At 60.0% G+C, this 16841-nt stretch carries 26 protein-coding genes; 23 read left to right on the top strand and 3 right to left on the bottom strand.

Annotated elements, in window-relative coordinates; genetic code table 11:
• The first annotated feature begins 297 nt into the window (after window positions 1-297).
• From rpsJ to map, 23 genes are all read left to right on the top strand, one after another.
• The gene (rpsJ, locus tag ACIQTW_RS04925; protein ID WP_003803825.1) at window positions 298-606 is read left to right on the top strand and encodes a 30S ribosomal protein S10; all 309 of its coding nucleotides are present in this window, start codon (window positions 298-300) and stop codon (window positions 604-606) included.
• A 17-nt stretch (window positions 607-623) separates the two neighbouring features.
• The gene (gene rplC, locus ACIQTW_RS04920) at window positions 624-1274 is read left to right on the top strand and encodes a 50S ribosomal protein L3 (protein ID WP_011775595.1); all 651 of its coding nucleotides are present in this window, start codon (window positions 624-626) and stop codon (window positions 1272-1274) included.
• Between the two features lie 4 nt (window positions 1275-1278).
• Entirely contained in the window at window positions 1279-1896 is a 618-nt protein-coding gene (gene rplD / locus ACIQTW_RS04915) for a 50S ribosomal protein L4 (protein ID WP_091468992.1), read from the top strand.
• The gene (gene rplW / locus ACIQTW_RS04910) at window positions 1893-2198 is read left to right on the top strand and encodes a 50S ribosomal protein L23 (RefSeq protein ID WP_011775593.1); all 306 of its coding nucleotides are present in this window, start codon (window positions 1893-1895) and stop codon (window positions 2196-2198) included. Before rplD ends, rplW begins: the two co-directional genes overlap by 4 nt.
• A 29-nt stretch (window positions 2199-2227) precedes the next feature.
• Window positions 2228-3067: a 50S ribosomal protein L2 gene (gene rplB, locus ACIQTW_RS04905; RefSeq protein WP_011775592.1), complete on the top strand. Its 840-nt coding sequence runs from the start codon at window positions 2228-2230 to the stop codon at window positions 3065-3067.
• A 12-nt stretch (window positions 3068-3079) separates the two neighbouring features.
• Window positions 3080-3361, top strand: coding sequence for a 30S ribosomal protein S19 (gene rpsS, locus ACIQTW_RS04900; protein ID WP_011775591.1), 282 nt, complete (start codon window positions 3080-3082; stop codon window positions 3359-3361).
• 38 nt (window positions 3362-3399) lie between these two features.
• Window positions 3400-3765, top strand: a complete 366-nt coding sequence (gene rplV, locus ACIQTW_RS04895; protein ID WP_011775590.1) for a 50S ribosomal protein L22 — start codon at window positions 3400-3402, stop codon at window positions 3763-3765.
• Window positions 3766-4587 (top strand): 30S ribosomal protein S3, encoded by an 822-nt coding sequence (gene rpsC / locus ACIQTW_RS04890; RefSeq protein WP_011775589.1) that lies wholly within the window; start codon window positions 3766-3768, stop codon window positions 4585-4587.
• A complete protein-coding gene (gene rplP / locus ACIQTW_RS04885; RefSeq protein ID WP_003803795.1) occupies window positions 4588-5004 on the top strand; it encodes a 50S ribosomal protein L16 in 417 nt (138 codons plus the stop codon).
• Window positions 5005-5006: 2 nt separating this feature from the next.
• Window positions 5007-5327 (top strand): 50S ribosomal protein L29, encoded by a 321-nt coding sequence (gene rpmC / locus ACIQTW_RS04880; protein WP_024817588.1) that lies wholly within the window; start codon window positions 5007-5009, stop codon window positions 5325-5327.
• Window positions 5324-5620: a 30S ribosomal protein S17 gene (gene rpsQ, locus ACIQTW_RS04875; protein ID WP_011775587.1), complete on the top strand. Its 297-nt coding sequence runs from the start codon at window positions 5324-5326 to the stop codon at window positions 5618-5620. The genes rpmC and rpsQ overlap by 4 nt, the downstream gene beginning before the upstream one ends.
• 353 nt (window positions 5621-5973) lie before the next feature.
• Window positions 5974-6342: a 50S ribosomal protein L14 gene (gene rplN, locus ACIQTW_RS04870; RefSeq protein WP_003803789.1), complete on the top strand. Its 369-nt coding sequence runs from the start codon at window positions 5974-5976 to the stop codon at window positions 6340-6342.
• Window positions 6343-6345: 3 nt separating this feature from the next.
• Entirely contained in the window at window positions 6346-6705 is a 360-nt protein-coding gene (gene rplX, locus ACIQTW_RS04865; RefSeq protein WP_011775586.1) for a 50S ribosomal protein L24, read from the top strand.
• On the top strand, window positions 6705-7283 hold the full coding sequence (gene rplE / locus ACIQTW_RS04860) for a 50S ribosomal protein L5 (protein WP_011775585.1): 579 nt from the start codon (window positions 6705-6707) through the stop codon (window positions 7281-7283). Before rplX ends, rplE begins: the two co-directional genes overlap by 1 nt.
• A 78-nt stretch (window positions 7284-7361) precedes the next feature.
• Window positions 7362-7760 carry a 30S ribosomal protein S8 gene (gene rpsH / locus ACIQTW_RS04855; RefSeq protein WP_011775584.1) on the top strand — a complete coding sequence of 133 codons (399 nt, stop codon included), beginning with the start codon at window positions 7362-7364 and terminating at the stop codon, window positions 7758-7760.
• An 18-nt stretch (window positions 7761-7778) separates the two neighbouring features.
• Entirely contained in the window at window positions 7779-8315 is a 537-nt protein-coding gene (rplF, locus tag ACIQTW_RS04850) for a 50S ribosomal protein L6 (RefSeq protein ID WP_011775583.1), read from the top strand.
• Between the two features lie 3 nt (window positions 8316-8318).
• On the top strand, window positions 8319-8702 hold the full coding sequence (gene rplR, locus ACIQTW_RS04845) for a 50S ribosomal protein L18 (RefSeq protein WP_011775582.1): 384 nt from the start codon (window positions 8319-8321) through the stop codon (window positions 8700-8702).
• Between the two features lie 29 nt (window positions 8703-8731).
• Window positions 8732-9403 carry a 30S ribosomal protein S5 gene (rpsE, locus tag ACIQTW_RS04840; RefSeq protein ID WP_011775581.1) on the top strand — a complete coding sequence of 224 codons (672 nt, stop codon included), beginning with the start codon at window positions 8732-8734 and terminating at the stop codon, window positions 9401-9403.
• A 2-nt stretch (window positions 9404-9405) separates the two neighbouring features.
• A complete protein-coding gene (gene rpmD, locus ACIQTW_RS04835) occupies window positions 9406-9612 on the top strand; it encodes a 50S ribosomal protein L30 (RefSeq protein WP_011775580.1) in 207 nt (68 codons plus the stop codon).
• Window positions 9612-10094 (top strand): 50S ribosomal protein L15, encoded by a 483-nt coding sequence (rplO, locus tag ACIQTW_RS04830; RefSeq protein WP_011775579.1) that lies wholly within the window; start codon window positions 9612-9614, stop codon window positions 10092-10094. Before rpmD ends, rplO begins: the two co-directional genes overlap by 1 nt.
• Before the next feature lie 184 nt (window positions 10095-10278).
• The gene (secY, locus tag ACIQTW_RS04825; protein WP_017200273.1) at window positions 10279-11589 is read left to right on the top strand and encodes a preprotein translocase subunit SecY; all 1311 of its coding nucleotides are present in this window, start codon (window positions 10279-10281) and stop codon (window positions 11587-11589) included.
• 5 nt (window positions 11590-11594) lie between these two features.
• Window positions 11595-12164 carry an adenylate kinase gene (locus tag ACIQTW_RS04820; RefSeq protein ID WP_017200274.1) on the top strand — a complete coding sequence of 190 codons (570 nt, stop codon included), beginning with the start codon at window positions 11595-11597 and terminating at the stop codon, window positions 12162-12164.
• Between the two features lie 184 nt (window positions 12165-12348).
• Window positions 12349-13176 (top strand): type I methionyl aminopeptidase, encoded by an 828-nt coding sequence (map, locus tag ACIQTW_RS04815; RefSeq protein ID WP_178997199.1) that lies wholly within the window; start codon window positions 12349-12351, stop codon window positions 13174-13176.
• A gap of 62 nt (window positions 13177-13238) precedes the next feature.
• Here map and ACIQTW_RS04810 read toward each other — a convergent pair whose 3' ends face one another.
• The 3 genes from ACIQTW_RS04810 to ACIQTW_RS04800 are packed head-to-tail and all read right to left on the bottom strand — an operon-like array spanning window position 13239 to window position 16541.
• Window positions 13239-14585, bottom strand: a complete 1347-nt coding sequence (locus tag ACIQTW_RS04810) for an ABC transporter substrate-binding protein (protein ID WP_402934281.1) — start codon at window positions 14583-14585, stop codon at window positions 13239-13241.
• Window positions 14586-14637: 52 nt separating this feature from the next.
• Window positions 14638-15558, bottom strand: coding sequence for a carbohydrate ABC transporter permease (locus tag ACIQTW_RS04805; protein WP_402934279.1), 921 nt, complete (start codon window positions 15556-15558; stop codon window positions 14638-14640).
• Window positions 15555-16541 (bottom strand): carbohydrate ABC transporter permease, encoded by a 987-nt coding sequence (locus ACIQTW_RS04800; RefSeq protein WP_402934277.1) that lies wholly within the window; start codon window positions 16539-16541, stop codon window positions 15555-15557. Before ACIQTW_RS04800 ends, ACIQTW_RS04805 begins: the two co-directional genes overlap by 4 nt.
• Window positions 16542-16841 lie beyond the last annotated feature (300 nt).

Below are 16841 nucleotides of genomic sequence, written 5' to 3'. Positions count from 1 at the left end.
TGAGTTGTTCAAGCGCTTCTTCGTGTCCCGATCCGGATAATGCCGGGTGTCAGGGTCCAGGCTGAAGCCCAAACATAACCCTGAACCCCATGATTGCGGTCGAGTTTGCGTGGAAATCGCGACACGCCCGACCGCGGGGGTCGGTGCGCCGACAAGGTGAGGAACCCGGATTACTCCGGATTCAGCTTGTGCGGCGTGTGGTGGTAAATCCTCAAACGCTTCGGCGGCCACATCAACAGGTAAGTAAACAGAGCAGCCCTAACTAGAGCAGCACTAGCTGAAAGAGAGTCAGGCGACATGGCGGGACAAAAAATCCGCATCCGGCTGAAGTCATATGACCACGAGGTCATTGATGTTTCAGCGCGGAAGATCGTTGAGACGGTCACGCGCGCAGGCGCAACGGTAGTCGGCCCGGTGCCGCTGCCGACGGAGAAGAACGTTTACTGCGTTATTCGCTCTCCTCACAAGTACAAGGACAGCCGTGAGCACTTCGAAATGCGTACTCACAAGCGTCTGATCGACATCATCGACCCCACGCCGAAGGCTGTTGACTCGCTTATGCGTCTCGACCTGCCCGCCGACGTGAACATCGAAATCAAGCTCTAGGGAGGTGCTGAGAGACTATGACCGCAACCCGTAACGTAAAGGGCCTGCTGGGCACGAAGCTCGGCATGACCCAGGTCTGGGACGAGAACAACAAGCTCATCCCGGTAACTGTTGTCCAGGCTGACTCGAACGTCATCACCCAGCTGCGCAACGCAGAGGTAGATGGCTACGTCGCCGTACAGATCGGCTACGGCCAGATCGACCCCCGCAAGGTCACCAAGCCGCTGGCTGGTCACTTTGAAAAGGCTGGCGTAACTCCTCGCCGCCACGTCGTCGAACTGCGTACCGCAGACGCCGCATCCTACGAGCTGGGCCAGGAGCTCTCTGTTGAGATCTTCGAAGCCGGCCAGAAGATCGACGTCGTCGGCACCTCCAAGGGTAAGGGCTTTGCCGGTGTTATGAAGCGTCACGGCTTCCACGGCGTTGGCGCTTCCCACGGTGCCCACAAGAACCACCGTAAGCCTGGCTCCATCGGTGGCGCATCCACCCCGAGCCGCGTCTTCAAGGGCCTGAAAATGGCCGGCCGCATGGGCGCCGAGCGTCACACCACGCTGAACCTCACGGTTCACGCCATTGACGCTGAGAAGTCGCTGCTCCTTATCAAGGGTGCCGTCCCCGGTGCCCGCGGCCAGGTCGTACTCGTACGCACCGCCGTGAAGGGAGCCTAGTTAAATGACTAGCACTGTCAAGGTAGACCTGCCTGCAGAGATCTTCGACGTCCAGACCAACGTGCCGCTGCTGCACCAGGTCGTCGTCGCACAGCTCGCTGCTGCACGCCAGGGTACCCACAAGACGAAGACCCGCGCCGAGGTTTCCGGTGCAGGTCGCAAGCCGTTCAAGCAGAAGGGCACCGGCCGCGCCCGTCAGGGTTCAATCCGTGCTCCTCACATGACCGGCGGTGGCGTTGTCCACGGTCCGACCCCTCGTGACTACAGCCAGCGCACCCCCAAGAAGATGAAGGCTGCTGCACTCCGCGGCGCCCTGTCTGACCGCGCCCGCAACGGCCGCATCCACGTCATCGCTGAACTGGTAGCCGGCACCAAGCCGTCCGCCAAGGAAGCACTGGCTTCGCTGCGTGCAGTCTCCGAGCGCAAGAACCTGCTCGTCGTGATCGAGCGCGCCAACGATGTTGCTGCACTCTCCGTGCGCAACCTCGAAGGTATTCACGTTCTGTACGCAGACCAGTTGAACACCTACGACGTGCTTGTCTCCGACGACGTGGTCTTCACCAAGGCTGCTTTCGAGGCGTTCGTCGCTGACAAGGCCAAGAACGAGGAGGCCTCCAAGTGAGCGTAACCACCATCAAGGACCCGCGCGACGTCGTGCTTGCACCCGTCGTTTCGGAAAAGAGCTACGGTCTGATCGACGAAGGCAAGTACACCTTCCTGGTGGACCCTCGCTCGAACAAGACCGAGATCAAATTGGCCGTTGAGAAGATCTTCTCGGTCAAGGTTGACTCGATCAACACCATCAACCGTGCCGGTAAGCGCAAGCGCACCAAATTCGGCTGGGGACAGCGCAAGAGCACCAAGCGTGCAATTGTCACCCTCAAAGAAGGCACAATCGACATCTTCGGCGGTCCGCTCGCGTAGCGGAGACCACTTTAACGAGGAAATAAATTATGGGAATCCGTAAATACAAGCCGACTACCCCGGGCCGTCGTGGCTCGAGCGTAGCCGACTTCGCTGAAATCACGCGATCGACTCCGGAAAAGTCGTTGCTGCGTCCGCTGCACAAAACAGGCGGCCGTAACAACTCCGGTAAGATCACCACCCGTCACAAGGGTGGTGGGCACAAGCGCCAGTACCGTCTGATCGACTTCCGTCGTCACGACAAGGACGGCATCAACGCCCGCGTTGCCGAAATCGAGTACGACCCGAACCGTACGGCTCGCATCGCACTCCTGCACTACGTTGATGGCACCAAGCGTTACATCATCGCTCCTAACAAGCTGTCCCAGGGTGACTTCGTCGAGGCTGGTCCTGACGCTGACATCAAGCCGGGCAACAACCTGCCGCTGCGCAACATCCCGGTTGGTACCGTAATCCACGCAGTTGAACTGCGTCCGGGTGGCGGCGCCAAGATGGCACGTTCCGCAGGTGCTTCGGTACAGCTCGTTGCCAAGGAAGGCCGCTTCGCACAGTTGCGTCTGCCCTCCGGCGAAATCCGCAACGTCGACGTGCGCTGCCGCGCAACCGTCGGCGAGGTCGGCAACGCCGAGCAGTCGAACATCAACTGGGGCAAGGCCGGCCGTATGCGCTGGAAGGGCGTTCGCCCGACTGTCCGTGGTGTAGCCATGAACCCGGTTGACCACCCGCACGGTGGTGGTGAAGGTAAGACTTCCGGTGGACGTCACCCGGTTAACCCGAACGGCAAGCCCGAGGGCCGTACCCGCCGTCCGAACAAAGAGAGCGACAAGCTTATTGTTCGTCGCCGCCGTACTGGCAAGAACAAGCGATAGGAGCCTGGACACATGCCACGCAGCCTGAAAAAAGGTCCTTTCGTTGACCAGCACCTCTTTGTGAAGGTCGCACGGGAAAACGATAAGGGCACCAAGAACGTCATCAAGACCTGGTCCCGCCGTTCGATGATCATCCCCGACATGCTCGGGCACACGATCGCCGTACACGACGGACGCAAGCACATCCCGGTGTTTGTCACAGAGTCGATGGTCGGGCACAAGCTCGGCGAATTCGCTCCCACGCGGACATTCCGCGGCCATGTTAAGGACGACCGTAAGGGCAAGCGCCGCTAGGCGCCTGACTTTACGTCTTAGACGAGAGAAGGAAAGCAATGGAAGCCAAGGCTATTGCGCGTCACATCCGCGTAACGCCTATGAAGGCCCGGCGCGTCGTCAACCTTGTTCGTGGTAAGCAAGCGAATGAGGCTCTGGCAATTCTGAAGTTTGCCCCCCAGGCAGCTTCGGAGCCGGTATTCAAGGTACTTCAGTCGGCAATGGCCAACGCACGTGTCCTCGCGGACCGTGACGGCGTTGCATTCGACGACAGCGACCTCTTCATCACCGAAGCATTTGTTGATGAAGGCCCGACCATGAAGCGGTTCCAGCCGCGTGCCCAGGGCCGCGCCTACCGCATTAGGAAGCGGACCAGCCACATCACGCTGGTTGTCGCAACCCCGGAGAAAGAGGAGGCTCGCTAAGTGGGACAGAAAGTAAACCCGCACGGGTTCCGACTCGGCATCACCACCGACCACGTTTCGCACTGGTTCGCTGACAGCACCAAGCCCGGACAGCGCTACAAGGATTTCGTCCGCGAGGACATCAAGATCCGTCAGCTCATGTCCACCGGCATGGAGCGCGCCGGCATCGCCAAGGTCGAGATCGAGCGCACCCGTGACCGTGTCCGCGTGGATATCCACACGGCACGCCCGGGTATCGTTATCGGCCGCCGCGGCGCTGAAGCAGACCGCATCCGCGGCGAGCTCGAAAAGCTCACCGGCAAGCAGGTTCAGCTGAACATCCTCGAGGTCAAGAACCCCGAGATGGAAGCACAGCTTGTTGCCCAGGGCATCGCTGAGCAGCTGACTTCCCGCGTGGCTTTCCGCCGTGCGATGAAGAAGGCAATGCAGTCCGCACAGCGTGCGGGTGCCAAGGGTATCCGTGTTGCTTGCTCGGGTCGTCTGGGTGGCGCAGAAATGTCCCGCTCGGAGTTCTACCGCGAAGGCCGTGTGCCCCTGCACACCCTCCGCGCGAACATCGACTACGGCTTCTACGAAGCCAAGACCACCTTCGGCCGTATCGGTGTGAAGGTTTGGATCTACAAGGGTGACGTAACTGCCAAGGAACTGGCTCAGCAGGCAGCTGCTGCTCCGTCCCGTGGCCGTGCAGGAGACCGTCCGGGCCGCCCGGGTGGCGACCGCCGTCGTCGTAACGACCGTCCGGCAGCTGAGGCAGCACCCGCTGCCGTTGAAGCACCGGCCGCTGAAGCTGCTGCTCCGGCAGCAGAAGGAGGACAGGCTTAAATGCTTATCCCACGTCGAGTCAAGCACCGTAAGCAGCACCACCCGGGTCGTTCCGGCGCTGCAACGGGCGGCACCAAGGTCAGCTTCGGTGAGTACGGTATCCAGGCTCTCAGCCCGGCATACGTAACCAACCGTCAGATCGAGTCCGCTCGTATCGCGATGACCCGCCACATCAAGCGTGGCGGTAAGGTCTGGATCAACATCTACCCGGACCGTCCGCTGACGAAGAAGCCTGCTGAAACCCGTATGGGTTCCGGTAAGGGTTCTCCGGAATGGTGGGTCGCAAACGTCAAGCCGGGCCGGGTTCTCTTCGAACTCTCCGGTGTCAATGAAGAGGTAGCTCGCGAGGCCCTGCGCCTGGCAATCCACAAGCTCCCGTTGAAGGCACGCATTGTGCGTCGCGAAGGTGGTGAATAGAAATGGCAGTAGGGTCGAAGGATCTCGCACCCGCACAGCTGGACGGTTTCGACAACGAGCGTCTCGTTGAAGAACTCCGCAAGTCCAAGGAAGAGCTGTTCAACCTGCGTTTCCAGTCCGCCACCGGACAGCTGGAGAACCACGGTCGCCTGCGCGCGGTAAAGAAGGACATCGCACGCATCTACACCGTTCTCCGTGAGCGCGAGCTGGGCATTCGTGCCGAGGTTGCCGCACCGGTTGTGGAAGCCAAGGAAGAAAAGAAGTCCAAGAAGGCTACCAAGGCTGAAAAGGCCGAGGTTGAAGCTGGAGAGGACGCCAAGTGAGCGAGAAGGAAACTGTGACGGAAGCAGCAGCCAGCGCTGAACAGCGCGGTTACCGTAAGACGCGTCGCGGCTACGTTGTCTCTGACAAGATGGAAAAGACCATCGTTGTTCAGGTTGAAGACCGCGTGAAGCACGCTCTGTACGGCAAGGTTATTCGCCGCACCTCGAAGATCAAGGCTCACGACGAAGAGAACACCGCCGGCATCGGCGACCTCGTTCTCATCTCTGAGACCCGCCCGCTGTCCGCTACCAAGCGGTGGCGTCTGGTGGAGATCCTCGAAAAGGCCAAGTAAATCCGACGCCGGGCACGCCTGGCAGTGATTCACTGGAAAGGCCCGCATTCCTTCGGGAATGCGGGCCTTTCCGCTTCTCAAGCCGTTTCGGTTTCAGGCCGCAAACGTGCTAGGATATTGAGTTTGTATGGCGCCACTTGTGCGTCGTCCACTACCTCGTAAACAATCGTGCCGCTGCATACTGCCCCGCGCAGAGTTTTCTGCAAGGGAAGCTGATGCTTGTGGCACGGGCGTTTAGGCCTGTACTGGCAAAATCCAGGCAGGTCAAGAGACACCCCGATCAACCGTTCCGCAAGGCTCATTCCGTATGCATGATTTCGGTCTGAGAACCGGCGCGACGCAAGGAGTAGAAATTGATTCAGCAGGAGTCGCGACTCAAGGTCGCCGACAACACGGGTGCTAAGGAAATCCTTACCATTCGCGTTCTCGGTGGATCCGGTCGTCGCTACGCAGGCATCGGCGACGTCATCGTCGCCACCGTCAAGGACGCTATCCCTGGCGGCAACGTAAAGAAGGGTGACGTCGTCAAGGCTGTCATCGTTCGTACCAAGAAGGAACGCCGCCGTGCGGATGGTTCCTACATCAAGTTTGACGAAAACGCAGCTGTGATCCTGAAGAACGACGGTGACCCCCGCGGTACCCGTATCTTCGGCCCGGTTGGTCGTGAACTTCGCGACAAGAAGTTCATGAAGATCGTTTCGCTGGCCCCGGAGGTGCTTTAGTCCATGGCTAAGATCAAGAAGGGTGACCTCGTTCAGGTCATCACCGGCGCCAAGCAGGAACGTGGCGGCGACCGCGGCAAGCAGGGCAAGGTCCTGCGCGTATTCCCGGACACCAACCGCGTGCTGGTAGAGGGAATCAACCGCGTCACCAAGCACTCCAAGGTCGGTCAGTCGCAGCGCGGCACCAAGACCGGTGGCATCGAGGTTGTTGAAGCCCCGATCCACGTTTCCAACGTTGCTTTGGTTGACCCGTCGACCAAGAAGCCGACCCGTGTTGGTTTCCGTCTCGACACCGTTGAGAAGGATGGCGCTACCAAGACCGTCCGTATCCGCGTGTCCAAGGCCACCGGGAAGGACATCTAATGACTGAGACTCTCGAGACTCCAGTAAAGATCGTTCCGCGTCTGAAGACGAAGTACGCAGAGACCATCAAGAAGTCCCTGCAGGACGAATTCAGCTACGCGAACGTCAACCAGGTTCCCCGCCTGGTGAAGGTTGTAGTGAACATGGGTGTTGGAGATGCCGCCAAGGACTCCAAGCTGATCGACGGCGCTGTCCGCGACCTCACCCTGATCACCGGCCAGAAGCCGCAGGTAACCAAGGCCCGCAAGTCGATCGCACAGTTCAAGCTGCGCGAAGGCATGCCCATCGGTGCACACGCAACTCTGCGTGGAGACCGCATGTGGGAATTCGTGGACCGTCTGGTTTCGCTGGCTCTGCCGCGTATCCGCGACTTCCGCGGCCTCAACGGCAAGCAGTTCGATGGCAACGGCAACTACACCTTCGGTCTGACCGAGCAGGTTATGTTCCACGAAATCGACCAGGACTCCATTGACCGCGTTCGCGGTATGGACATCACGGTCGTCACCACCGCCAAGACCGATGACGAAGGCCGCGCGCTGCTCAAGGCGCTTGGTTTCCCGTTCAAGACCGAAAACTAACTACGTGACAGGTCCGTCCGCGCAGGCTCTTAGGAGCAAGCGCAGCGGAAACCGGTACGAGGAAGGGCTATAGCCCAAATGACTATGACAGATCCTGTCGCAGACATGCTCACGCGTCTGCGCAATGCAAACTCGGCATACCACGACACCGTGTCCATGCCGTACAGCAAACTGAAGGCACGCGTTGCTGACATCCTGAAGGCAGAAGGCTACATTGCCGGCTGGAAGGAAGAAGACGCCGAGGTTGGCAAGAAGCTGACCATCGACCTGAAGTTCGGTCCGAACCGCGAGCGTTCCATCGCTGGCGTCCGCCGCATCTCCAAGCCGGGCCTCCGCGTTTACGCGAAGTCCACCAACCTGCCGCACGTGCTGGGTGGCCTGGGTATCGCAATCCTGTCCACCTCTTCCGGCCTCCTGACTGACAAGCAGGCCGGTAAGAAGGGCGTGGGCGGCGAAGTCCTCGCGTACGTCTGGTAACGGGAAAGGAAGAGAATAATGTCACGTATTGGACGTCTCCCCATCACCGTTCCTGCCGGAGTTGAGGTCAAGCTCGATGGCTCCGTCATCAGCGTCAAAGGTGCCAAAGGCGAGCTGAGCCACACTGTGGCCAGCCCGATCGAGGTCACCCAGGAAGAGAACACTCTCACGGTCACCCGCCCGAACGATGAGCGCAACTCGCGTTCGCTGCACGGCCTGACCCGCACCCTGATCGCCAACATGATCCAGGGCGTTACCGAGGGCTACGAGAAGAAGCTTGAAATCGTTGGTACTGGTTACCGCGTTCAGGCCAAGGGTTCTGACCTGGAGTTCGCTCTGGGCTACAGCCACCCGGTTAACGTCTCTGCACCCGAAGGCATCACCTTCGTAGTAGAGGGTCCGACCAAGCTCTCTGTTGCGGGTATCAACAAGCAGCAGGTCGGCGAGGTTGCTGCCAACATTCGCAAGCTGCGCAAGCCTGACCCCTACAAGGGCAAGGGTGTCCGTTACGCCGGCGAAGTCATCCGCCGCAAGGTCGGAAAGGCTGGTAAGTAAACCATGGCCATCGCAATTAACAAGAAGCGTTCGAACAAGAGCAAGTCTGCTGCACGCAGCCGTCGCCAGCTTCGTATCCGCAAGCGCATCACCGGTACGGCTGTACGTCCTCGTCTGGTCGTCAACCGTTCGGCACGTCACGTATTCGTCCAGGTTGTCGATGACAGCAAGGGTGTAACCGTGGCTTACGCTTCCACCCTGGAAGCTGACCTCCGCGCATTTGACGGAGACAAGACTGCCAAGGCCAAGCGCGTCGGTGAGCTCGTTGCCGAGCGTGCCAAGGCTGCAGGCGTCGAAGCTGTTGTCTTCGACCGTGGCGGTAACAAGTACCACGGCCGCATCGCCGCCGTCGCTGACGGTGCTCGCGAAGGTGGGCTGGCACTGTGACCGTTGAAAATAACGAAAAGGACATTCAGGTGACTGAAGCTGTAGCTGCTGAAGCAACTGAGACCGCACCCGCTACCGACGACCGCCGCGGCGGACGTCGTGGCGAGCGCGGCGACCGTGGCCAGGGCCGCGGCGACCGTGGTGGCCGTGGTGGCCGCGACGGCGGTCGTGAGGCTGAGAAGAGCCAGTTCGTAGAGCGCGTTGTCACCATCAACCGCGTTGCCAAGGTCGTCAAGGGTGGTCGTCGCTTCAGCTTCACCGCCCTCGTCGTCGTCGGTGACGGCAACGGTATGGTCGGCGTCGGCTACGGCAAGGCCAAGGAAGTTCCCGCGGCTATCGCAAAGGGCGTTGAAGAGGCCAAGAAGTCCTTCTTCCGCGTTCCCCGCGTTGGCAGCACCATCCCGCACCGTGTGCAGGGTGAGGCCGCTGCAGGTGTAGTCCTGCTGCGTCCGGCTTCCGCCGGTACTGGTGTTATCGCCGGTGGTCCGGTCCGCGCGGTATTGGAGTGCGTGGGTATCCACGACATCCTCTCCAAGTCGCTCGGTTCCTCAAACGCGATCAACATCGTTCACGCGACTGTTGCCGCTCTGAAGCAGCTCGAAGAGCCCGCTTCCGTGGCTGCCCGCCGTGGCCTGCCGCTGGACGAGGTTGCTCCTGCTGCTCTGGTGCGCGCGCTCCAGAACCAGAAGGCAGGTGTTTAGTCATGGCTAAGAACCTGACTCCCTCCGACGCCAAGTTGGAGATCACCCAGATCAAGGGCGTCATTGGCGCCAAGCAGAACCAGAAGGCCACCCTTCGGTCCCTCGGCCTGAAGCGCATCGGACACACCGTTGTCCGTAACGCTGACGCTGTGACCGTTGGAATGCTGAACACGGTTCCGCACCTCGTGAATGTAGAGGAGGCGAAGTAATGGCAGAGAACAAGACCGCCGAAGAGACTGCTGAGAAGCAGCATGCTCTGAAGGTCCACCACCTGCGCCCCGCCCCGGGTGCCAAGACCGCCAAGACCCGTGTTGGTCGTGGTGAAGGCTCCAAGGGTAAGACCGCTGGTCGCGGTACCAAGGGTACAAAGGCCCGCTACCAGGTAAAGGCTGGCTTTGCCGGCGGCCAGCTGCCGCTGCACATGCGCCTGCCGAAGCTGCGCGGCTTCAAGAACCCGTTCCGGGTTGAGTTCCAGGTTGTTAACCTGGAGAAGCTCAACGAGCTGTTCCCGGAAGGTGGCGTTGTCACCGTTGAGTCCCTGGTTGAGAAGGGTGCCGTTCGCAAGAACCAGCCCGTCAAGGTGCTTGGCACCGGCGACATCACCGTCAAGGTTGACGTCACCGCCCACGCATTCTCTTCCAGCGCTGCGGAAAAGATTGCTGCAGCAGGCGGAAGCACCACTGCTCTCTAAGAGCCAGTGGGGCGAACGCCCGTTGTAAAAGGATCCCGGTATGCGGGGCTTCGGCCCTGTATACCGGGATTTTTGTGTGATTGTGGACTCTCGATTATTCCGACGGCGTCACAAGCGGTTAGACTCGGTTGTTGGGTTTCATTGATCCCATCCACATCCTTGTACTTTCTACTCAGGAGGACGCTTGCTAAGCGCATTCGGCCGGGCGTTTCGGACGCCTGATTTGCGACGCAAGTTGTTGTTCACGCTGGGAATCATCACAATCTTCCGCTTGGGAGCTTTCATCCCCTCGCCTGGTGTGAACTACCAGAATGTCCAGCAATGCTTGAACACCGGTGACACCTCGCAGGGCATCTACCAGCTGGTGAACTTGTTCAGCGGCGGCGCGTTGCTGCAGGTTTCAGTGTTTGCCTTGGGCATCATGCCCTACATCACGGCGAGCATCATCGTGCAGCTGCTCCGGGTGGTCATTCCCCGGTTCCAGCAGCTCTACGAAGAGGGCTCCTCCGGTCAGTCAAAGTTGACGCAGTACACCAGGTACCTCACTATCGCTCTCGGCCTGCTGAACGCCACCACGTTGGTGTCGCTCGCCCGGTCCGGCCAATTGCTGCCCGGCTGCAACCTGCCCATCATTCCTGATGAGAGCATCATGACCACCATCCTCATCATCATCACGCTGACGGCCGGCACCGGCCTCATCATGTGGATGGGCGAGCTGGTCACGGAAAAGGGTGTGGGCAATGGCATGTCGCTGCTGATCTTCACCTCCATCGCTGCAAGCTTCCCCGGCTCGTTGGGCTCCATCTGGGAGTCGAAGGGTCCGGGCACCTTCTTCATGGTCCTGGCCGTCGGCTTGCTGACGGTGGCGCTGGTGGTATTTGTGGAGCAATCCCAGCGTCGCGTTCCCGTTCAGTACGCCAAGCGCATGATTGGACGCCGCACAGTGGGTGGCACCAGCACCTACATTCCCATCAAGGTGAACATGGCCGGCGTCGTGCCTGTCATCTTCGCGTCCTCCATGCTCTACCTGCCCGGGCTGATTTCACAGTTCAACCAGCCGGCGCCAGGGGAGCAGATGGCCCCGTGGGTTGAGTGGATCAACAACAACCTCACCCGTGGCGACCACCCCATCTACATGGCGCTGTATTTCGCCATGATCGTTTTCTTCACCTACTTCTACGTTGCCATCACCTTCAACCCTGAAGAAGTGTCGGACAACATGAAGAAGTACGGCGGGTTTATTCCGGGCATCCGGGCGGGTAAACCGACCGCGGACTACCTGCAGTACGTGCTTTCCAGGATCACCTTGCCTGGAGCCCTTTACCTGGGCTTCGTGGCTTTGATTCCTTTGGTTGCACTCGTCCTGATCAACGCCAACCAGAACTTCCCGTTCGGTGGCACGTCAATCCTGATCATGGTGGGTGTTGGCCTGGAGACCGTCAAGCAGATTGATGCGCAGCTACAACAACGTCACTACGAAGGGCTTTTGCGATGACGAGAATGCTGATCATTGGACCTCCCGGTTCGGGCAAGGGTACGCAGGCTGAGCGGATTTCCGAGCGCCTCGGCGTAGTCGCCATCTCCACCGGCGACATCTTCCGTGCCAATGTAAAGGGCGAAACCCCTTTGGGCATTGAAGCCAAGAAGTACATGGACGCCGGCGATTTTGTTCCGGACAGCGTCACGAACAACATGGTTCGCGACCGCCTGAGCCAGAGCGACGTCGAAAACGGCTTCCTCCTGGATGGCTACCCGCGCACCACCGCGCAGGTGGACTACTTGGACCAGATCCTTGCTGAGGGTGAGCAGGAGCTCGACGTCGTGCTCCAGCTGACCGCCGATGACGAAGAACTGGTAACCCGCCTCCTTGGCCGCGCCAAGGAAACGGGCCGCTCGGATGACAACGAAACCGTCATCCGGCACCGCCTGGATCTGTACCACGAGCAGACCGAGGCAGTTGTGGCCAAGTACGCCGAGCGTGGCATCCTCACGCAGGTTGATGGCATTGGCGGTATCGATGAAGTTACCGACCGTGTGCTGACGGCGATCGAGTCGGCCAAGGCCGTTTAGTTTGTTCTCCACATAGCCGGTAAAACGGCGCTGGAGCGAGGGGTGTGTCCCGTACCGTGAGTGCGGGACACACCTTTTTTCTTTTCCACCCTGCTTTTCAATTTCGGCCACGCTCCCGGGTACGGGAAAATGGTTGAAGCATGAGGCCTGATCGGCCTCTACAGCAAACCTTCCAGAGGAGATCATGGCGTTCGGTCAGCCCCGCATTGAATACAAAACCAACGAGCAGATGCGCACCATGCACCAGGCAGGCCTTGTCCTGAGCCGTGCACTCGACGCTGCCGTTGCGGCGGCCAAACCGGGCGTCACTACAAAGGACCTGGACGACGTTTTCGCCGCAGTCCTCAACGATGCCGGAGCAAAGTCGAACTTTCTTGGTTATCACGGCTTCCCGGCCACCATCTGCACCTCGGTCAATGAAGAAGTGGTCCATGGCATCCCGGGCGGCAGGGTCCTCAACGACGGCGACATTATTTCCATCGACGGCGGCTGCATCGTTGACGGATGGCATTCCGACTCTGCCAGGACAGTGATCGTTGGCAATGTTGATCCCGAAGACCAGCGTCTTTCAGACGTCACCGAAGCAGCCATGTGGCGCGGCATCGCAGCCCTCGCCCAAGGCAAGTTCGTAGGAGATATTGGAAACGCGATCGATGACTACGTGTCATCTGTCCCCGGAAAGCCGTTGGGCATCCTGGAGGACTACGTAGGCCACGGCATTGGCTCAGAGATGCACATGGCCCCGGACGTTTTGAATTACCGGACCAGTCACCGCGGCCCCAAGATCCGTCCGGGCCTATGCCTGGCCATTGAACCCATGTTGGTTCGCGGCGGCATCGAGACCGCTACCCTCGACGATGACTGGACCGTCGTCACCACTGACGGCAAGCGTTCTTGCCAGTGGGAGCATTCGGTAGCTGTTCACGAAAAGGGCATCTGGGTTTTGTCCGCCCCGGATGGGGGAGCCGAACAGTTGGCACCGCTCGGCGTCGTGCCCGTCCCCATCCCGTAACACCTTCAATAAAGAGCTGGGCTACTGAAGTAGCCCAGCTCTTTGTATGTCCAGGAAAGCAGTTATGCCTTCAGTTTGGGCTTCACATCCTTGGTGTAAATGCCTTCGAGGGTCTTCTTGAGCTCGGTCATGGTCGCTTGGACGTCACCTTGCTGCGTCAGGATCTTGGCCGCCGACTTGGCCATCTCCTGGTCAGCGCCCGGCAGGAACACGCGGGCATTGTCCTGAACCCTGGTGGCGGCGAGCTGATCCATGGCGGTCTTGATCTGTGGTGTTGCCGCAAGAACTGCCGACATGTCAGCTGAGAGCCTGGTGGGCATGTAGCCGGTGGCGGCCGAGAAGGCGGCAGTGTTCTCCGGTTCGGTCATGAACTTGAGGAACGTCGCCGCAGCCAACTGCTCTTCCTTGCTGATGCCGCTGGGAATGCCGAGGCCCGCGCCGCCGGTGGGGCAGACGCCGCTGGGTGCCTCCGGGCCACCGGGAAGGTAGCCGACGCCCACGTTGAACTTTGCCGCTTTCAGAACGCCAAGCAATGATCCCGTGGAGGAAATAGTGGACGAGGTGATCCCGGCGGCGAAGTCGTCAGCTGCCTCCTTGGACGAGACACCGGCCCAGCCTTCCTTGTAGATGGAGTCCTGCGCCCACTGCAGTGCGGCAACGGATTGAGCGGAATCGCAGGTGATGTCCCAGTCCTTTGACCAGCTTCCGCCCCAGCCCCACAGATTGTTTTGAAGGGTCCAGCCTGCGTACCCGGCCAGGGCAGGGTAGATGTAGGCGTACTGCGCCCCTGAGGTGGCCTTGAGTTTCGGCGCCCACTCCGCGAACTCTTGCCAAGTGGCCGGCGCCCGGTCTGGAAGCCCTGCAGCCTTGAAGTGGTCCTTGTTGTAATAGAACAGCGGTGTGGAACGGCCGTAGGGGAGCGCCCACTGCTTGTCCTCGTATTTGTAATCGTCCACCAGCGACTTCTGGAAGTCGTCGATTTTGATGTCCAGTTGCTTCACCAAGCCATCAATGGGAATGATGCTGCCGTTCGAGTAGTAGCGGAACCACCAGACATCCGAGAGGACCACCAATCCCGGCAGGCCCGTCTTGGCCGCCTGTGACGTCTGGAACTTCTGGGCGATCTCTTCGTAATTGGCGCCCGCCGTCACGAGGTTGACCTTGATGTCTGGGAACTTGGCGTGGAACTTCCCGATAATCGTCTTCTCCACGTCCTGTGACTTTCCCGGGTGGTTGGTCCAGAAGTCGATGGAGGCTGCGGGCTTTACCCCGCTGAAGTCGATCGATGCGGTGTCGACGGCGTCTGCCGTACCCGCCGTCGACGGTCCGCCGCATGCGGCGAGAGCCGCAGCTCCGGCGCCGAGGCCTGCGAGTCCCAGGAAATGTCTGCGGTCAAGGTTGGTGCGCATGGTGCTTCCTCTCAATAACGTACTTCGATGCGAATGGTGCGGTTGGAGAAAATCAGCCGGTGACACTGCCTTGGGTCAGACCGGCAACGATGTAGCGCTGGAGTGCTGCGAACACCAGCAGGATGGGCACGATCACCAAAACTGCTCCGGCCATGAGGATTCCCCACCCGGCACCGTTGCCCTCCGAGTTCTGCAGCAGGGTCAGGCCCACGGGGAGCGTCATGTTTTCCGGGCGGTCGGTGATGATGAGGGGCCAGATGTAGTCGTTCCATTCACTGACCACGGTCACCAGCGCCACAGTTGCGATCGATGGGACCGAGACAGGGACGATGATCTGCCACAGCCGGCGCCAGTGACCCGCACCGTCAATTTCAGCTGCTTCGAGGATCGACGGCGGCAGGGTCAGGAAGTGTTGCCGCAGCAGGAAGGTACCGAACGCCGTCCCCAAGCCTGGAAGAATGATTCCCCACAAGGTGTTCTTGCCACCCATCCCCGCGATCAGGATGTAGTTGGGCAGGATGGATACCTGCGCCGGAACTATGAGCGCAACCAGGATCAGCACGAAGATCACGTTCTTGAATGGGAAACGGACAAACACCAGCGCGTAAGCGGTGAGGATCGCCAGGATGACCTTGATGGACGAACCCACCACCGTAACGATCAAGCTGTTGGCGAAGAACTGCGCGAACGGAACCGTAGTCATGGCCGTGGCGTAGTTCTCCAGGTTCAAGGACTCCGGCAGGATTTTCAGATCCATGGTGACTATCTCGCCCGGTTGCTTGAAGGAACTCAACAACATCCAGAGCAACGGCAGGAACACCACAAGCGTGGCGATGATCAGAGGCACATAACTGGTGGCAACCGTGCGGATGATATTCGCTTTGGAAAAGGGGCGCAGCGGCTCATTCGGGTTGGGCTTTTGGGAGGTCTCCTGTGGGGAATCAACGACGACGGCGGGTGCGGTTGCGCTCATGAATAATGGACCTTTCGCTCAACGAACCGAAGTTGAAGAACCGTAATGATCAGCAGGATCGCGAAGAGAATCACCGAAATCGCCGCGGAGTAGCCTGCCCTGTTGTAGGCACCGAACGCCTGGAGGTACGCCTCGTAAATCAGCGTGCTGGTGCCGTTGCCCAGCGGAGTCATGATGCGGATAAGGTCGAAAGCCTGCAATGAACTCAGCATGGTGGTGATCAGCAGGAAGAACGTTGTGGGGGAGAGCAACGGGATGGAGATGTTGAAAAATCTCCGCACGCTGTTGGCGCCGTCCAACGCCGCAGCTTCCATCACGTCCCGGGGCAGGGACTGCAGGCCGGCCAGATAAACCACGGCGCAATAGCCCAGGTTCTTCCATACGTACACAATGATGACCATCACCAAGGAAAGCTGGGGATCATTGATCCACTGCGGGCTCTGTTGTCCAAGGCCGCGAAGGACCCAGGCGAGCACTCCGTAGCCGGGATCAAAGATGAACAGCCACACCAAGCCGACACCCACGCCGGAGAGCACGTAGGGCGCGAACACCGCGGAACGGGCGAACGTGGTGCCGGGGACCTTTGAGTTCAAGGCAAGGGCAACCAACAGGCCAAGGACCATGGAACCGCCCACCGTTACCAGGGTGAAGATCGCAGTCGTCCCGAGGACCTTGGATGCATCCTCGCTGGTGAAAAACGTGACGTAGTTCTGCAGCCCGACCACCGTGGCCGAAGCCGAGCCGAGCGTCCAATCCAGCGTGGAATAGTAGATGTTGTTGATCAGCGGCCAATAGGTGAAGGTGCCGATCAACACCAAGTTTGGCAAGGCCATGGCCAGGAACACCAGGAAGTCCTTGCGGCTGCGGCCGGACCAGCGTCTCCTGTCACGGGAACTTGCTGCGGCGACGGGCGGAATCGTCGAAGGCTCGGCATCTGGCCTGTCCTCCGGCGCAGCGCTGCTGGGAATCTGTCGGGTAGTCATGAGTCACTAACGGTTTCGGGGGGAATGTGGCGCGCCAACTCCCGGAACGGGGCGGCGAAGTCAGGCCTAGCTCACCACACCGAAAGTCGCAGTTTGGACGAATTGGGCGCCCCGTACCGATAGTTGGCTGACACTTCCAGACCCGTTTACGCGGCGTTACTCGAGAGTTCGAATTCGAGGCTCGGCTACCACTTGTTGCGTCGTTCGTGGGAGTCAGTGGGCTGACGCCCTCTGCACGCTCGGTCGTTCCTCCCCAACGGCCCCCTAGCCTCGCGAGCTCGGCCAGGGAACCCGGCCGTC

The sequence above is a fragment of the Paenarthrobacter sp. NPDC090517 genome, from assembly GCF_044769165.1.
Taxonomy (GTDB): domain Bacteria; phylum Actinomycetota; class Actinomycetes; order Actinomycetales; family Micrococcaceae; genus Arthrobacter.
This window is presented reverse-complemented; position numbering and strand designations above follow the sequence as displayed.

What these genes read in the sequence shown, in the direction of transcription:
- rplO (WP_011775579.1), top strand. Translation starts at nt 9,612, where the DNA reads ATGGCAGAGAACAAGACCGCCGAAGAGACTGCTGAGAAGCAGCATGCT.
- rplX (WP_011775586.1), top strand. Translation starts at nt 6,346, where the DNA reads ATGGCTAAGATCAAGAAGGGTGACCTCGTTCAGGTCATCACCGGCGCC.
- rplE (WP_011775585.1), top strand. Translation starts at nt 6,705, where the DNA reads ATGACTGAGACTCTCGAGACTCCAGTAAAGATCGTTCCGCGTCTGAAG.
- rpsS (WP_011775591.1), top strand. Translation starts at nt 3,080, where the DNA reads ATGCCACGCAGCCTGAAAAAAGGTCCTTTCGTTGACCAGCACCTCTTT.
- rpsH (WP_011775584.1), top strand. Translation starts at nt 7,362, where the DNA reads ATGACTATGACAGATCCTGTCGCAGACATGCTCACGCGTCTGCGCAAT.
- map (WP_178997199.1), top strand. Translation starts at nt 12,349, where the DNA reads ATGGCGTTCGGTCAGCCCCGCATTGAATACAAAACCAACGAGCAGATG.
- rplB (WP_011775592.1), top strand. Translation starts at nt 2,228, where the DNA reads ATGGGAATCCGTAAATACAAGCCGACTACCCCGGGCCGTCGTGGCTCG.
- ACIQTW_RS04810 (WP_402934281.1), bottom strand. Translation starts at nt 14,585, where the DNA reads ATGCGCACCAACCTTGACCGCAGACATTTCCTGGGACTCGCAGGCCTC.
- rpmD (WP_011775580.1), top strand. Translation starts at nt 9,406, where the DNA reads ATGGCTAAGAACCTGACTCCCTCCGACGCCAAGTTGGAGATCACCCAG.
- rpsJ (WP_003803825.1), top strand. Translation starts at nt 298, where the DNA reads ATGGCGGGACAAAAAATCCGCATCCGGCTGAAGTCATATGACCACGAG.
- ACIQTW_RS04800 (WP_402934277.1), bottom strand. Translation starts at nt 16,541, where the DNA reads ATGACTACCCGACAGATTCCCAGCAGCGCTGCGCCGGAGGACAGGCCA.
- rplP (WP_003803795.1), top strand. Translation starts at nt 4,588, where the DNA reads ATGCTTATCCCACGTCGAGTCAAGCACCGTAAGCAGCACCACCCGGGT.
- ACIQTW_RS04805 (WP_402934279.1), bottom strand. Translation starts at nt 15,558, where the DNA reads ATGAGCGCAACCGCACCCGCCGTCGTCGTTGATTCCCCACAGGAGACC.
- rplD (WP_091468992.1), top strand. Translation starts at nt 1,279, where the DNA reads ATGACTAGCACTGTCAAGGTAGACCTGCCTGCAGAGATCTTCGACGTC.
- rplR (WP_011775582.1), top strand. Translation starts at nt 8,319, where the DNA reads ATGGCCATCGCAATTAACAAGAAGCGTTCGAACAAGAGCAAGTCTGCT.
- ACIQTW_RS04820 (WP_017200274.1), top strand. Translation starts at nt 11,595, where the DNA reads ATGCTGATCATTGGACCTCCCGGTTCGGGCAAGGGTACGCAGGCTGAG.
- rplF (WP_011775583.1), top strand. Translation starts at nt 7,779, where the DNA reads ATGTCACGTATTGGACGTCTCCCCATCACCGTTCCTGCCGGAGTTGAG.
- rpmC (WP_024817588.1), top strand. Translation starts at nt 5,007, where the DNA reads ATGGCAGTAGGGTCGAAGGATCTCGCACCCGCACAGCTGGACGGTTTC.
- rplC (WP_011775595.1), top strand. Translation starts at nt 624, where the DNA reads ATGACCGCAACCCGTAACGTAAAGGGCCTGCTGGGCACGAAGCTCGGC.
- rplV (WP_011775590.1), top strand. Translation starts at nt 3,400, where the DNA reads ATGGAAGCCAAGGCTATTGCGCGTCACATCCGCGTAACGCCTATGAAG.